Origin of the sequence: Streptomyces sp. NPDC051207, assembly GCF_040682395.1 — a bacterium.
Taxonomy (GTDB): Bacteria; Actinomycetota; Actinomycetes; order Streptomycetales; family Streptomycetaceae; genus Streptomyces.
This window is the reverse complement of the sequence record NZ_JBFBAX010000004.1, coordinates 23,556-37,410: the sequence shown is the minus strand read 5'-3', so window position 1 is coordinate 37,410 and position 13,855 is coordinate 23,556. Positions and strand designations below refer to the sequence as shown.

The 13,855-nt window shown below is 69.9% G+C and carries 16 protein-coding genes; 11 read left to right on the top strand and 5 right to left on the bottom strand.

What is annotated here, in order from left to right:
* Nucleotides 1-121 precede the first annotated feature (121 nt).
* The 9 genes from atpB (at nt 122) to AB0M97_RS05345 (ending at nt 7,763) form a co-directional block, all read left to right on the top strand.
* Nucleotides 122-892: a F0F1 ATP synthase subunit A gene (atpB, locus tag AB0M97_RS05385; protein ID WP_365959653.1), complete on the top strand. Its 771-nt coding sequence runs from the start codon at nt 122-124 to the stop codon at nt 890-892.
* Between the two features lie 76 nt (nt 893-968).
* The gene (gene atpE / locus AB0M97_RS05380; RefSeq protein WP_093768138.1) at nt 969-1,205 is read left to right on the top strand and encodes an ATP synthase F0 subunit C; all 237 of its coding nucleotides are present in this window, start codon (nt 969-971) and stop codon (nt 1,203-1,205) included.
* 38 nt (nt 1,206-1,243) lie between these two features.
* Nucleotides 1,244-1,792, top strand: coding sequence for a F0F1 ATP synthase subunit B (locus tag AB0M97_RS05375; RefSeq protein WP_365959401.1), 549 nt, complete (start codon nt 1,244-1,246; stop codon nt 1,790-1,792).
* Nucleotides 1,789-2,610 carry a F0F1 ATP synthase subunit delta gene (locus tag AB0M97_RS05370; protein ID WP_365959400.1) on the top strand — a complete coding sequence of 274 codons (822 nt, stop codon included), beginning with the start codon at nt 1,789-1,791 and terminating at the stop codon, nt 2,608-2,610. The genes AB0M97_RS05375 and AB0M97_RS05370 overlap by 4 nt, the downstream gene beginning before the upstream one ends.
* 124 nt (nt 2,611-2,734) lie before the next feature.
* Nucleotides 2,735-4,324 (top strand): F0F1 ATP synthase subunit alpha, encoded by a 1,590-nt coding sequence (gene atpA / locus AB0M97_RS05365; RefSeq protein ID WP_365959399.1) that lies wholly within the window; start codon nt 2,735-2,737, stop codon nt 4,322-4,324.
* A gap of 21 nt (nt 4,325-4,345) precedes the next feature.
* Complete coding sequence (locus AB0M97_RS05360; protein WP_365959398.1) at nt 4,346-5,266, top strand: F0F1 ATP synthase subunit gamma; 921 nt, start codon at nt 4,346-4,348, stop codon at nt 5,264-5,266.
* Nucleotides 5,266-6,702, top strand: a complete 1,437-nt coding sequence (gene atpD, locus AB0M97_RS05355) for a F0F1 ATP synthase subunit beta (RefSeq protein WP_365959397.1) — start codon at nt 5,266-5,268, stop codon at nt 6,700-6,702. The genes AB0M97_RS05360 and atpD overlap by 1 nt, the downstream gene beginning before the upstream one ends.
* 111 nt (nt 6,703-6,813) lie before the next feature.
* A complete protein-coding gene (locus AB0M97_RS05350) occupies nt 6,814-7,188 on the top strand; it encodes a F0F1 ATP synthase subunit epsilon (RefSeq protein WP_365959396.1) in 375 nt (124 codons plus the stop codon).
* 128 nt (nt 7,189-7,316) lie between these two features.
* Nucleotides 7,317-7,763: a DUF2550 domain-containing protein gene (locus tag AB0M97_RS05345; protein WP_365959395.1), complete on the top strand. Its 447-nt coding sequence runs from the start codon at nt 7,317-7,319 to the stop codon at nt 7,761-7,763.
* Nucleotides 7,764-7,781: 18 nt separating this feature from the next.
* Here the strand turns inward: AB0M97_RS05345 and AB0M97_RS05340 are convergent, their stop codons facing one another.
* The 3 genes from AB0M97_RS05340 to AB0M97_RS05330 all read right to left on the bottom strand — a co-directional run bounded on the left by AB0M97_RS05340 (nt 7,782) and on the right by AB0M97_RS05330 (nt 11,542).
* Nucleotides 7,782-9,611 carry a glycoside hydrolase family 18 chitinase gene (locus tag AB0M97_RS05340; RefSeq protein WP_365959394.1) on the bottom strand — a complete coding sequence of 610 codons (1,830 nt, stop codon included), beginning with the start codon at nt 9,609-9,611 and terminating at the stop codon, nt 7,782-7,784.
* A gap of 120 nt (nt 9,612-9,731) precedes the next feature.
* Nucleotides 9,732-10,373 (bottom strand): response regulator transcription factor, encoded by a 642-nt coding sequence (locus AB0M97_RS05335; RefSeq protein WP_365959393.1) that lies wholly within the window; start codon nt 10,371-10,373, stop codon nt 9,732-9,734.
* On the bottom strand, nt 10,370-11,542 hold the full coding sequence (locus AB0M97_RS05330; protein ID WP_365959392.1) for a histidine kinase: 1,173 nt from the start codon (nt 11,540-11,542) through the stop codon (nt 10,370-10,372). Before AB0M97_RS05330 ends, AB0M97_RS05335 begins: the two co-directional genes overlap by 4 nt.
* 152 nt (nt 11,543-11,694) lie before the next feature.
* Between AB0M97_RS05330 and AB0M97_RS05325 the strand changes: the two genes are divergently transcribed.
* Nucleotides 11,695-12,240, top strand: coding sequence for a hypothetical protein (locus AB0M97_RS05325; RefSeq protein ID WP_365959391.1), 546 nt, complete (start codon nt 11,695-11,697; stop codon nt 12,238-12,240).
* Here AB0M97_RS05325 and AB0M97_RS05320 read toward each other — a convergent pair.
* Both AB0M97_RS05320 and AB0M97_RS05315 read right to left on the bottom strand, forming a co-directional pair.
* Nucleotides 12,237-12,809: a cob(I)yrinic acid a,c-diamide adenosyltransferase gene (locus tag AB0M97_RS05320; RefSeq protein ID WP_365959390.1), complete on the bottom strand. Its 573-nt coding sequence runs from the start codon at nt 12,807-12,809 to the stop codon at nt 12,237-12,239. The genes AB0M97_RS05325 and AB0M97_RS05320 overlap by 4 nt on opposite strands.
* A 76-nt stretch (nt 12,810-12,885) precedes the next feature.
* Complete coding sequence (locus tag AB0M97_RS05315) at nt 12,886-13,548, bottom strand: 1,4-alpha-glucan branching protein (protein ID WP_365959389.1); 663 nt, start codon at nt 13,546-13,548, stop codon at nt 12,886-12,888.
* Between AB0M97_RS05315 and AB0M97_RS05310 the strand changes: the two genes are divergently transcribed.
* Nucleotides 13,547-13,768 carry a DUF397 domain-containing protein gene (locus AB0M97_RS05310; protein WP_365959387.1) on the top strand — a complete coding sequence of 74 codons (222 nt, stop codon included), beginning with the start codon at nt 13,547-13,549 and terminating at the stop codon, nt 13,766-13,768. The genes AB0M97_RS05315 and AB0M97_RS05310 overlap by 2 nt on opposite strands.
* Nucleotides 13,769-13,855 lie beyond the last annotated feature (87 nt).

The window sequence follows — 13,855 nt, the reverse complement described above, 5'->3', positions numbered from 1 at the left end:
CCGACCCGCGGCTGCGTGCCGCGCCGACACAACGAGGTTGCCGTACCTATGCGTCACGCCGAAGGAGCCCGCGGTGAGTGCTGACCAGACCCAGCTCGCCTTTGACTGGAGCTGTCGGATCATGTCCGACAACGGGTGTGGTTTTCCGGCTCCGGGCCTGCACTCGTTCCTCTTCAAGCCGATCGCCACCGTCGGCGGGTTCGAGTTCAACAAGGTGATGCTGCTCGCGCTCATCACCACCCTCCTCGTCGTCAGCTTCTTCTGGGCGGCCTTCGGCAAGGCCAAGGTGGTGCCGGGCAAGCTGCAGATGATCGGTGAGGCCGGCTACGACTTCGTCCGCCGCGGCATCGTCTACGAGACCCTCGGCAAGAAGGAGGGCGAGAAGTACGTCCCCCTCATGGTCTCGCTGTTCTTCTTCATCTGGATCATGAACATCTGGTCCGTGATCCCGCTGGCCCAGTTCCCGGTGTCGTCGATCATCGCCTACCCGATGGTCCTCGCGCTTGTCGTCTACGTCCTGTGGATGACGCTCACCTTCAAGCGGCACGGCTTCGTCGGCGGCTTCAAGAACCTCACCGGCTACGACAAGTCGCTCGGCGCGGTGCTGCCGCTCGTCGTGATCATCGAGTTCTTCTCGAACACACTGGTCAGGCCGTTCACGCACGCCGTCCGGCTCTTCGCGAACATGTTCGCCGGCCACCTGATGCTGGTCATGTTCACCGTCGCCTCCTGGTACCTGCTCAACAGCTGGATGATCCCGGCGGCCGGCGTCTCCTTCGTCATGACGATGGTCATGATCCTCTTCGAGCTTTTCGTGCAGGCCGTCCAGGCGTACGTGTTCGTGCTCCTCGCCTGCTCGTACATCCAGGGCGCTCTCGCCGAGCACCACTGAGCACCCAACGCCCCAACGCCCCAAGACGTCCGGTGGCCAACCCCCGCCGGTCCATGAAAGAGAAGGAAGATTCAGCATGGCTGCCACTGAGACCCTCGCCGCTGTCTCCGGTTCGCTCGGCTCCATCGGCTACGGCCTCGCCGCCATCGGCCCCGGCATCGGCGTCGGCATCATCTTCGGCAACGGCACCCAGGCCCTGGCCCGTCAGCCCGAGGCCGCCGGCCTGATCCGCGCCAACCAGATCCTGGGCTTCGCGTTCTGTGAGGCGCTCGCCCTCATCGGCATCGTTATGCCGTTCGTGTTCGGTAAGTGATCACTTCTTACTGACACGCATCGACGAAAGGCATTGATGTGATCGCCAACCTGCTACAGCTGGCGGCCGAGGAAGAGCAGAACCCGCTCGTTCCTCCGGGCCCCGAGCTGCTCGTCGGCACCATCGCCTTCGCCATCGTGTTCTTCTTCTTCTGGAAGAAGCTGCTTCCGAACATCAACAAGGTTCTGGAGGAGCGCCGCGCGGCGATCGAAGGCGGTATCGAAGAGGCCGAGGCCATGAAGACCGAGGCCCAGAGCGTGCTGGAGCAGTACAAGGCCCAGCTCGCCGAGGCCCGGCACGAGGCCGCGCGTCTGCGCCAGGAGGCGCAGGAGCAGGGCGCCGCGCTCATCGCCGAGATGCGCGCGGAAGGCCAGCGGCAGCGCGAGGAGATCGTCGCCGCCGGTCACGCCCAGATCGCGGCCGACCGCAAGGCCGCCGCGTCCTCGCTGCGCCAGGACGTCGGCCGGCTCGCCACCACGCTGGCCGGCAAGCTGGTCGGCGAGTCCCTCGAGGACCACGCCCGGCAGAGCCGCGTCATCGACCGCTTCCTCGACGAGCTCGAGGAGAAGGCCGAGGCCGCCCGATGACAGCTCACGGAGCGAGCCGCGAGGCCCTGGCAGCCGCACGGGAGCGTCTCGACGCGCTGACGGACTCCACGTCCGTGGATGCGGCGCAGCTCGCCGACGAGCTGGCCGCCGTCACCGCGCTGCTCGACCGCGAGGTGTCGCTGCGTCGGGTCCTGACCGACCCGGCGCAGGCCGGCGAGGCCAAGGCCGAACTGGCGCAGCGCCTGATCGGCGGCCAGGTCGGCGGCCCGACCGCCGACCTGGTGTCCGGCACCGTGCGCTCCCGCTGGTCGCGCTCCCGCGACCTGGTGGACGCGCTGGAGGAGCTGGCCGACATCGCCGACCTCACCGCCGCGCAGAAGGCCGGCGCGCTCGACGACGTCGAGGACGAGCTGTTCCGGTTCGGCCGGATCGTCTCCTCCAGCACCGAGCTGCGCGCCGCGCTGACCGACCGCAAGGCCACCACCTCGGCCAAGAGCGGGCTGCTGCGCAGCCTGCTGGGCGGGCGGGCCCACGCGACGACCGAGCGTCTGGTCACGCGCCTCGTCACCGCGCCGCGGGGACGTAGCCTGGAAGCGGGACTCGAGTCCCTGTCCAAGCTCGCCGCCGACCGCCGCAACCGCATGGTGGCCGTCGTCACCTCCGCCGTTCCGCTGAGCGACGCGCAGAAGCAGCGCCTGGGCGGTGTCCTGGCCAAGCTCTACGGCCGCCAGATGCACCTCAACCTCGACGTGGACCCCGCGGTCCTCGGCGGGATCCGGGTGCAGGTCGGCGACGAGGTGATCAACGGCTCCCTCGCGGACCGCATCGAGGACGCCGGCCGCCGCATGGCGGGCTGACAGCAACTTCATAAGCAGTACGTGTACTTACGGCCCTGGTTGGGCCGTGCAGAGGATTCCTGGGGGTCGCCCCCAGACCCCCCAAGTGAAACTTCGGGCCCAACAAGGAGAGCAGGGAACCCAGATGGCGGAGCTCACGATCCGGCCGGAGGAGATCCGGGACGCGCTGGAGAACTTCGTCCAGGCGTACAAGCCGGACGCGGCCTCGCGCGAGGAGGTCGGTACGGTCACCCTTGCCGGCGACGGCATCGCGAAGGTCGAGGGTCTCCCCTCGGCCATGGCCAACGAACTGCTGAAGTTCGAGGACGGCACCCTCGGTCTCGCCCTCAACCTCGAGGAGCGCGAGATCGGCTGCGTCGTCCTCGGCGAGTTCAGCGGTATCGAGGAGGGGCAGCCGGTCACCCGTACCGGCGAGGTGCTCTCCGTCGCGGTCGGCGAGGGCTACCTCGGCCGCGTGGTCGACCCGCTCGGCAACCCGATCGACGGCCTCGGCGAGATCGAGACGTCCGGGCGCCGCGCCCTCGAGCTGCAGGCCCCCACGGTCATGCAGCGCAAGTCGGTGCACGAGCCGATGGAGACCGGCTACAAGGCCGTCGACGCCATGACCCCGATCGGCCGCGGCCAGCGTCAGCTGATCATCGGCGACCGCCAGACCGGCAAGACCGCCCTGGCCGTCGACACGATCATCAACCAGCGCGACAACTGGCGCTCGGGCGACCCGAAGAAGCAGGTCCGCTGCATCTACGTCGCCATCGGCCAGAAGGGCTCGACCATCGCGTCGGTCCGCCGCGCCCTGGAGGAGAACGGCGCGCTGGAGTACACGACCATCGTCGCCGCCCCGGCGTCCGACCCGGCCGGCTTCAAGTACCTGGCGCCGTACACCGGCTCGGCCATCGGCCAGCAGTGGATGTACGAGGGCAAGCACGTCCTGATCATCTTCGACGACCTGTCGAAGCAGGCCGACGCCTACCGCGCCGTGTCGCTGCTGCTGCGCCGCCCGCCGGGCCGCGAGGCCTACCCGGGTGACGTCTTCTACCTGCACTCCCGTCTGCTGGAGCGCTGCGCCAAGCTCTCCGACGACATGGGCGCCGGTTCGATGACCGGTCTGCCGATCGTCGAGACCAAGGCCAACGACGTCTCGGCGTTCATCCCGACCAACGTCATCTCCATCACCGACGGCCAGTGCTTCCTGGAGTCCGACCTGTTCAACGCCGGCCAGCGCCCGGCCCTGAACGTCGGTATCTCGGTCTCCCGCGTCGGTGGCTCCGCCCAGCACAAGGCGATGAAGCAGGTCTCCGGCCGTCTGCGCGTGGACCTCGCCCAGTTCCGTGAGCTGGAGGCGTTCGCCGCCTTCGGTTCCGACCTGGACGCCGCGTCGAAGGCGCAGCTGGAGCGCGGTCAGCGCATGGTCGAGCTGCTGAAGCAGGCGCAGTACCAGCCCATGTCGACCGAGGACCAGGTCGTCTCCATCTGGGCCGGCACGACCGGCAAGATGGACGAGGTCCCGGTCAACGACATCCGCCGCTTCGAGCGCGAGCTGCTGGAGTACCTGCACCGCAAGGAGCAGGGCCTCATGACCTCCATCCGGGAGGGCGGCAAGATGTCGGACGACACCCTCACCGCCGTCGCCGACGCGATCGCCGAGTTCAAGAAGCAGTTCGAGACCTCGGACGGCAAGCTGCTCGGCGAGGACGCCCCGTCCGCCGCCAAGTGACGTAAGGAAGGGACCTGACTCATGGGAGCTCAGCTCCGGGTCTACAAGCGTCGCATCCGATCCGTCACCGCGACCAAGAAGATCACCAAGGCGATGGAGATGATCGCCGCCTCGCGCGTCGTCAAGGCGCAGCGCAAGGTGGCGGCCTCCACGCCGTACGCGACCGAGCTGACCCGCGCGGTCACGGCGGTCGGCACGGGGTCGAACACCAAGCACCCGCTGACCACCCAGGCCGAGACGGTCACCCGGTCCGCGGTGCTGCTCCTGACGAGCGACCGCGGTCTGGCCGGTGCCTTCAACTCCAACGCCATCAAGGCCGCGGAGCGGCTGACCGAGCGGCTGGAGCGCGAGGGCAAGGACGTCGACACGTACATCGTCGGCCGGCGCGGTGTCTCCCACTACAACTTCCGTGAGCGCAAGATCTCGGAGTCGTGGACGGGCTTCACCGACGAGCCGACGTACGCGGACGCCAAGAAGGTCGCGGCTCCGCTGATCGAGGCCATCACGAAGGACACGGCCGACGGCGGCGTGGACGAGATCCACATCGTCTTCACCGAGTTCGTCTCGATGATGACGCAGACGGCGATGGACGACCGCCTGCTGCCGCTCAGCCTCGACGAGGCCGCGCAGGAGACGGCGGCGCCGCAGGGCGAGATCCGTCCGCTGTACGACTTCGAGCCCTCGGCGGAGGACGTCCTCGACGCCCTGCTGCCGCGCTACGTGGAGAGCCGGATCTACAACGCGCTGCTCCAGTCGGCCGCTTCGAAGCACGCCGCCACGCGGCGCGCGATGAAGTCGGCCACAGACAACGCCGGAGAGCTCATCGAGACGCTCTCCCGGCTTGCCAACGCGGCCCGCCAGGCCGAAATCACCCAGGAAATCAGCGAGATCGTCGGTGGCGCGAGTGCCCTGGCCGACGCGACCGCGGGGAGTGACAACTAATGACCACCACTGTTGAGACGGCCACGGCGACGGGCCGCGTCGCGCGGGTCATCGGCCCGGTCGTCGACGTGGAGTTCCCCGTCGACGCGATGCCGGAGATCTACAACGCTCTGCACGTCGAGGTCGCCGACCCGGCGAACGCGGGCGAGAAGAAGACGCTGACCCTCGAGGTCGCCCAGCACCTGGGCGACGGCCTGGTCCGCACCATCTCCATGCAGCCCACCGACGGCCTGGTGCGCCAGGCCACGGTCACCGACACCGGCACGGGCATCACCGTCCCGGTCGGCGACTTCACCAAGGGCAAGGTGTTCAACACCCTCGGTGAGGTGCTGAACGTCGACGAGACCTACGAGGGCGAGCGCTGGTCCATCCACCGCAAGGCGCCGAACTTCGACGAGCTCGAGTCGAAGACCGAGATGTTCGAGACCGGCGTCAAGGTCATCGACCTTCTCACCCCGTACGTCAAGGGTGGAAAGATCGGTCTGTTCGGTGGTGCCGGCGTCGGCAAGACGGTGCTCATCCAGGAGATGATCTACCGCGTCGCCAACAACCACGACGGTGTCTCCGTGTTCGCCGGTGTCGGTGAGCGCACCCGTGAGGGCAACGACCTCATCGAGGAGATGTCGGAGTCGGGCGTCATCGACAAGACCGCCCTGGTCTTCGGTCAGATGGACGAGCCCCCGGGCACCCGTCTGCGCGTCGCGCTGGCCGGCCTGACCATGGCCGAGTACTTCCGTGACGTCCAGAAGCAGGACGTGCTGTTCTTCATCGACAACATCTTCCGCTTCACGCAGGCCGGTTCCGAGGTGTCGACCCTGCTCGGCCGCATGCCCTCCGCGGTGGGCTACCAGCCGAACCTGGCCGACGAGATGGGTCTCCTCCAGGAGCGCATCACCTCGACCCGCGGTCACTCGATCACCTCGATGCAGGCGATCTACGTCCCCGCGGACGACCTGACCGACCCGGCCCCGGCCACCACCTTCGCCCACCTCGACGCGACGACGGTGCTGTCCCGTCCGATCTCCGAGAAGGGCATCTACCCGGCCGTGGACCCGCTGGACTCCACGTCCCGCATCCTGGACCCGCGCTACATCGCGCAGGACCACTACGACTGCGCCATGCGCGTCAAGGGGATCCTGCAGAAGTACAAGGACCTCCAGGACATCATCGCGATCCTCGGTATCGACGAGCTCAGCGAGGAGGACAAGCTGGTCGTCCAGCGTGCCCGCCGCGTGGAGCGCTTCCTGTCCCAGAACACCCACGTCGCCAAGCAGTTCACCGGCGTGGACGGCTCGGACGTGCCGCTGGACGAGTCGATCGCCGCGTTCAACGCGATCTGCGACGGTGAGTACGACCACTTCCCCGAGCAGGCGTTCTTCATGTGCGGCGGTCTCGAGGACCTGAAGAAGAACGCGAAGGAGCTGGGCGTCTCCTGAGCCTCGCGCTCTTGGTGAGGGGGCGGGTGCGTCCTGCCCCCTCACTCACGCCCACTAGACTTGTAACCAACACCCGGCAGTCCCGCCGGGTGGTGACCCGAGGAGCCACCCTTGGCTGCTGAGCTGCACGTCGAGCTGGTCGCCGCAGACCGCCAGGTCTGGTCCGGCGAGGCCACCCTGGTCGTCGCGCGCACCACGTCCGGCGACATCGGCGTCATGCCCGGTCACCAGCCGCTGCTCGGTGTGCTGGTGTCGGGCCCGGTGACCATCCGCAAGAGTGATGGTGGAACGGTCGTCGCCGCGGTGCACGGCGGTTTCATCTCGTTCGCGGACGACAAGCTGTCGCTGCTGGCCGAGATCGCCGAGCTGTCGGACGAGATCGACGTCCAGCGCGCGGAGCGGGCGCTCGAGCGCGCCAAGTCGGAGGCCGACGCCTCCGCGGAGCGCCGCGCGGACGTCCGACTGCGGGCGGCGGCCGCGCGCTGAACCAAGCGCTGTGCTGTGATCTCACTCAGCCGCGGCCGGCACCGGAGCGATCCGGAGCCGGCCGCGGCTGAGGCAGATCTGGGTGTTTTTTACGTTCCGTTATCTAGGAGACGAGGAGGTCGGTGCCGATGGTCCTCGCTCTGACTGTGTGCGGAATCGTCGTCGTCCTTGGCGTGCTGCCGCTCTTCCTCCTGGGCCTGCGCCGCAGACTCATCCAGCGGTCCGGGGGCACCTTCGACTGCAGCCTGCGCTGGGACGCGCCCGAGGACGGCGACTCCAGCAGCAAGGGCTGGGCGTACGGGGTGGCCCGGTACAACGGGGACCGCGTGGAGTGGTACCGCGTCTTCTCCTACGCCCCGCGGCCGCGCCGCGTGCTGGAGCGTTCGGCGATCGAGGTGGCCGGCCGCCGTGTTCCGGAGAGCGAGGAGGAGCTGGCGCTGCTGGCCGACCATGTGGTGCTGGCCTGTCTGCACCGGGGGACGCGTCTGGAACTCGCCATGAGCGACGACGCGCTGACCGGTTTTCTCGCGTGGCTTGAGGCAGCCCCGCCCGGTCAGCGCGTCAATGTGGCCTAGTGCCGGCGCTTACGAGTCCTACTTGAGTCCGTTGCTGATGGCGGTGACCAGCTCGCCGTTGCTGGTGTCGCCGCTGAACTCCCAGAAGAAGGCGCCGCCGAGGCCCTGGTTCTTGGCCCAGGTCATCTTGGTGCCGATGGTGGCCGGGGTGTCGTAGGACCACCAGTTGGTGCCGCAGTGGGCGTACGCGGTGCCGGCGATGGTGCCGGTGGCGGGGCAGGCGGTCTTGAGGACCTTGTAGTCCTCGATGCCCGCCTCGTAGGTGCCGGCCGCCGGGCCGGTGGCGGTGCCGCCGGGCGCGGACTGGGTGACGCCGGTCCAGCCGCGGCCGTAGAAGCCGATGCCGAGCAGGAGCTTGGCGGACGGGACGCCCTTCGCCTTGAGCTTGGCGATGGCGGCGGCGGAGTTGAAGCCCTCCTTCGGGATGCCGGTGTACGAGGTGAGCGGCGAGTGCGGGGCGGTGGGGCCGGTCTTGTCCCAGGCGCCGAAGTAGTCGTACGTCATGACGTTGTACCAGTCGAGGTACTGCGCGGCGCCGCCGTAGTCGGCCGCGTCGATCTTGCCGCCGTTGGAGCCGTCCGCGGTGATGGCGGCGGTGACCAGGTAGTTCGGGCCGAACTCGGCGCGCAGGGCCTGGGAGAGGGTCTTGAAGGCCGCGAAGCCGGACGTGTCGCAGGTCAGGCCGCAGGCGTTCGGGTACTCCCAGTCGATGTCGATGCCGTCGAAGACGTCGGCCCAGCGCGGGTCCTCCACGACGGCCTTGCAGGACTTGGCGAAGGCGGCGGCGTTGGCCGCGGCCTGGCCGAAGCCACCGGAGTAGGTCCAGCCGCCGAAGGAGTACAGCACCTTGATGTGCGGGTACTTCGCCTTCAGCTGGCGGAGCTGGTTGAAGTTGCCGCGCAGCGGCTGGTCCCAGGTGTCGGCGGTGCCGCTGACGGACTGGTCGGCGGTGTAGGCCTTCTCGTACGCGGCGAAGGTGTCGTCGACGGTGCACTGACCGTTCTTGACGTTGCCGAACGAGTAGTTGATGTGCGTGATCTTGGCGGCCGAACCGGACGTCACCAGGTTCTTGACGTGGTAGTTGCGGCCGTAGACGCCCCACTCGGTGAAGTAGCCGAGGTTGACCTTGGCGCCGGGCTGCGGGCCGGGGTCGGTGCTGCCGCCGGTGGTGCGGACCTTGACGGAGCCGCTGACGGGGCCGGTCTGGTCGGCGGTGTCACGGGCCTGGACGCTGTAGGAGTAGTCCGTGCCGGCGGTCAGGCCGGTGTCCGTGTACGAGGTCGACGTGACGGTGGCGACCTTGGTGCCGCCGCGCAGCACGTCGTAGTTCTTGACGCCCTTGTCGTCGGTGGCCGCGGCCCAGCTGAGCTTCACCGAGGTGTCGGTGATGCCGGAGGCGGTGGGGGTGCCGGGGGCGGAGGGCGCCGCGTCGCCGGGGACCGTGCCGCCGCCGTCACAGCTGCCGCCGTTGAGCTTGCAGTTGCTGGGGGAGCCGGTGCCGGAGCCGTTGAAGCCGAACGTTATCGAGGCGCCGGGGGCGAGGGAGCCGTTCCAGGCCTTGTTCTTGGCCGTCCAGTGGTTGCCGGACGAGGTGACGTCGGCGTCCCAGGCGGAGGTGACGGAGGTGCCGGTGGGGAAGTCCCACTCGACGGTCCAGGAGCTGATCGTCGTGGTGCCGGTGTTCTTGACCGTCCACTTGCCTTCGAACCCGGTGTTCCAGTCCTGGGTCTTGGCGTAGGTGGCGGTGGCGGAAGTGGCCGCCTGGGCGGGACTGGCGAGTCCCACCAGTCCGGCGAACGGGAGCGCCAGGGTTGCGAGTCCCGCGGCGACTCGGTGTCTGAAGCGCACGATGCGCCTCCTTATGGGGTTGTCGGGGGCATGACTGAGCCATCAGGCCCGCAGTGCCGCGAGAATAGAAAGGTCTGGACCAGAGGTCAATAGGTCTGGACCAGTGTCGTGCTTGTCCTGCTAGATCCCCAACTCCCGCGCAAGCACCGCGGCTTGCACCCGGCTGCGCAGCCCGAGCTTGCCCAGCAGGCGGCTGACGTGCGTCTTCACCGTCGCCTCGGCCATGTCCAGGCGCCCCGCGATGTCCGCGTTGGACAGCCCCTCACCGAGGCAGGACAGAACTTCGCGTTCGCGCCGGGTGAGGTCCTCCAGCACGGTGGGATCGGCCCGCGCCTGCCGCACCGGCTTCGCCGCGAACTCGGCGATGAGCCGCCGGGTGACGGCCGGGGCGACGATGCCCTCGCCGCGGGCGACCGTGCGCACCGCCTCGATCAGGTCGCGCGCCTCGGTGTTCTTCAGCAGGAAACCGGCCGCGCCCGCCCGGAGCGCCCCGAACACGTACGCGTCCAGGTCGAAGGTGGTCAGCACCAGCACGTCGGCCAGCTCCTCCGCGACGATCCGCCGCGTCGCCGACACCCCGTCCAGCCGCGGCATCTGCACGTCCATCAGCACCACGTCCGGCCGCAGTTCCCGGGCCAGCGCCACCGCCTGCTCGCCGTCGGCCGCCTCACCGGTCACCTCGATGCCGGGGGCGCTGCGCAGGATCAGGACGAGGCCGGCGCGTACGGCCGACTGGTCCTCGGCGACGAGGACGCGGATCATGCGGGTTCTCCTTCGGTGAGGGGGAGGGCGGCGCGTACGGTCCACAGCGCGCCGTCCGGCCCCGCGGTGAACGTGCCGCCGAGCAGCGCGGCCCGCTCCCGCATGCCGACCAGCCCGGCACCGGAACCGGGGGCGCGCGGCCCGTCGCTGTCGCCGCGGCGGCTCGTGACGCGGATGTCGAGGGTGCCGCCGGTCTGCCGCAGCAGGACGTGCACGGGACCGGGAGCGGCGTGCTTGAGGGCGTTGGTCAGCGACTCCTGCACGATCCGGTACGCGGCCAGCTCCACCGGCGCCGGCACCGCCTCGCACACGGCGTCCAGGCGCACGTCCAGGCCGTTGGCGCGGGCGCCCGCGACCAGCGCGCCGAGCCCGTCCAGGGTGGGTGTGGCGGCCGGCTCACGGTCGGCGGCGCCGTCGCGCAGGATGCCGATCAGCCGGCGCATCTCGTCCAGTCCGGCGACGCTGTTCTCGCGGATCACGGCGAGCGCCTCCCGGGAGGTGCCGGGGTCGTCGAGGGACGGCGCGGCCGTGGAGTGGATGGCGATGGCCGAGAGGTGGTTGGCGACCATGTCGTGCAGCTCGCGCGCCATGCGGGCGCGTTCCGCGGTCACCGCCTGCACGCGGTCCGTCTCGGCCAGCAGCGCGGTCTGCTCGGCCCGCAGCCGCGCTGCGTCGGCGGCCTCCCGGTGGTTGCGGACGATCAGCCCCGTCGAGGCGGGCGCGAACGCGACGACGCCGACGGCCGCGCCGATCAGCAGCGCCTCCGGATCCCGCCACGCCGCGTACGGCACGACGGTGGCGACGAGGGTGAGCAGCCCGGTGGTGCGCGGGATGCGGCGGGCGGCGGCGGGCGTGCCGTACAGCACGGCGGCGTACATGAGGTCGGTGAACATCACGACCGTGGCCAGGGAGCCCTGCGTCATCAGGTCCCCGGTGATCGCGGCCGTGCCCACCAGCAGCGCGGTGCGCGGGGCGGTGCGGCGCAGCAGCTCGCAGGCGGCCGTGACCGCGAGCGGCAGCAGGATCGGCCAGCGGCCCGGCCACAGCACGGTCGCCTCGCCGGCCGGGCGCATGGCCAGCCCGAGGCCCCACAGTGCGAGCCCGCCGAGCAGGCCGGCCAGCGCGGCCCACACGTCGAGGCGGTGCGGGCGGGGGAGTCGTACGGCCATGGCACCATCCAACACGCGCCGGGCGCCGCGCGCCTGATCCTCGCGGACGGTCCGCGACTACATCGAAGGATGCAGCCGGGATTCGTCACCGCCGACGACGATCCCGCCGTGTCCCGACGGGAGCCTGGAAGGGTGACCGAAGGGAGCGAGTCGTGATCGTCGCGTTGATCGTCGCCTGCGAGGTGGCCTTCTGGGTGCTGCTGGCGGCCGGGCTGGCCTTCCGCTACGCGCTGCGCATGCCGCGTACCGGGCTGGCGCTGCTGCTGTGCGAGCCACTGCTGGAGGTCGTGCTGTTCACGGTGACGGCGATCGACCTGAAGAACGGCGCCGAGCCCGACTGGAAGCACGGCCTGGCCGCCGTCTACATCGGCTTCACGGTCGGGCTCGGGCACGCCACGATCAAGTGGGCGGACGCCCGGGTCGCGCACCGCTTCGCGGACGGCCCGCCGCCGGTGAGGCCGCCGAAGTACGGCATGGCCCGCGCCGCCCACGAGTGGCGCACGGCGGGCCGCTGGATCGTCGCGGCCGTCGTCGCCATCGCGCTGCTCCAGGCAGCGGTGTGGTACGTCGGCGACGACGGCGAGACCGGCTCACTGCGGGCGTGGCAGAGCAGGATGGTGTGGCTGATCGTCATCAACCTGATCATCGCGGGCAGTTACACCCTGTTCCCGAAGCGGGAGCCGGCGAAGCCGCGCTAGCGTTCCCCGCCCGGCACCCACAGCACGTCGCCCTGCTCCTTGTTGGCCGTGCGGGCCAGGATGAACAGCAGGTCCGAGAGGCGGTTGAGGTAGGTGGCGGTGAGCGGGTTCATCGTCTCGCCGTGCACCTCCAGGGCCGCCCAGGTGGACCGCTCGGCGCGCCGGACGACCGTGCAGGCCTGGTGCAGCAGCGCCGCGCCCGCCGTGCCGCCCGGCAGGATGAAGGACCGCAGCTTCTCCAGCTGCTCGTTGAACCGGTCGCAGTCCGCCTCCAGCCGGTCGATGTAGAACTGCTCGACCCGCAGCGGCGGGTACTCCGGGTTCTCCACGACCGGCGTCGACAGGTCCGCGCCCACGTCGAACAGGTCGTTCTGGACGCGGACGAGGACCTTGACGACCTCCTCCGCCAGCCCGCCCAGCGCGATCGCCGTGCCGATCACCGCGTTCGCCTCATTGGCGTCGGCGTACGCGGCGATCCGCAGGTCGGTCTTGGCGACCCGGCTCATGTCCCCGAGGGCGGTGGTGCCCTGGTCGCCGGTCCTGGTGTAGATGCGCGTCAGATTGACCATGGGGCCAGCGTAGTTTCACCCGGGCGGCCGGGGGCGGCTGTGTGCGGACCGTCACGGACAGGGAACGGCCGCCGGGCTACTCCCCCGGGGTGGTGCGCAGCACGAAGAACAGGCCCCGGGCGCGTGTGCCGTCCGGCAGGTCCCACGCGCCCGCGACATGGCCCGCCGCCCCCGGCTCGGCGAGCGGCGTGCCGTCCGGAGCGGGCCGCGGGGTGCGCAGCACGCGCAGCGTCGTGCCGTCCGGCGTGGACAGCTCGGTGTCCTCCTCCGTGTCGCCGACCGCGGTGAACTCCGACGGGACCGGGTCCTCACCGGCGTACGCGCGCGTGACCTCCCGGTCGGGCGCGTCGGTGACGTCCTGCGCCCGCGCCTCGGCCCGCCCCTCGATCAGCGCCGCCAACTCCCGCACCAGCACCGGGTCGTGGCAGCCGTCGTACACCCACCGCCTGCCCAGCACCCCGTGCTCGGCGGTGCCCACGAGCGCGTGCTCGGCGCCGTCCAGCGGAGCGCCCCGGTAGGTGAGCGGCACCAGATAGGCGGCCGGCTCGGGCCCCGCGGCGTCGGTGACCACCAGGAACTCCAGGCCGACCTCCCCCTCCGGGTCGTCGAGCCGGAAACCCCCGGCCTTGGTCAGCTCCGGTTCCCCCGCGCCCCCGTGGTACCAGGGGCGCGTCGGCAGCCAGGCGGTCAGCAGTTCCAGCTTGGTCGGCTCAAGGGTGGTGCGGTGGATCACGGCCATGCCGAGAGGTTCCCTCCGGTGGACGGGTGAGCGAAGAGATGACGCGGTTCGCCTTCTGTTGGCCATCATGGTGCCGCGAGGGCCCAAACACCCCCCGATCACCCGCTTCTTGGTCTGCGCCGTCCACCTCCGCGACTCCGGAACCCCCGCCGCCCCCCACCTCGTTGTGGGCCACGCCACCTGGGCCGTGTTCCTCGGTGGTGTGATGTCCGTCATGTGAGACGTGACGCGCGTTACTAAGCCGTCACAGCGGCGCTCACTGACGCTAATGTCCGGCCGAGAGGCAGTAGCACAGCGCGTATCAGGG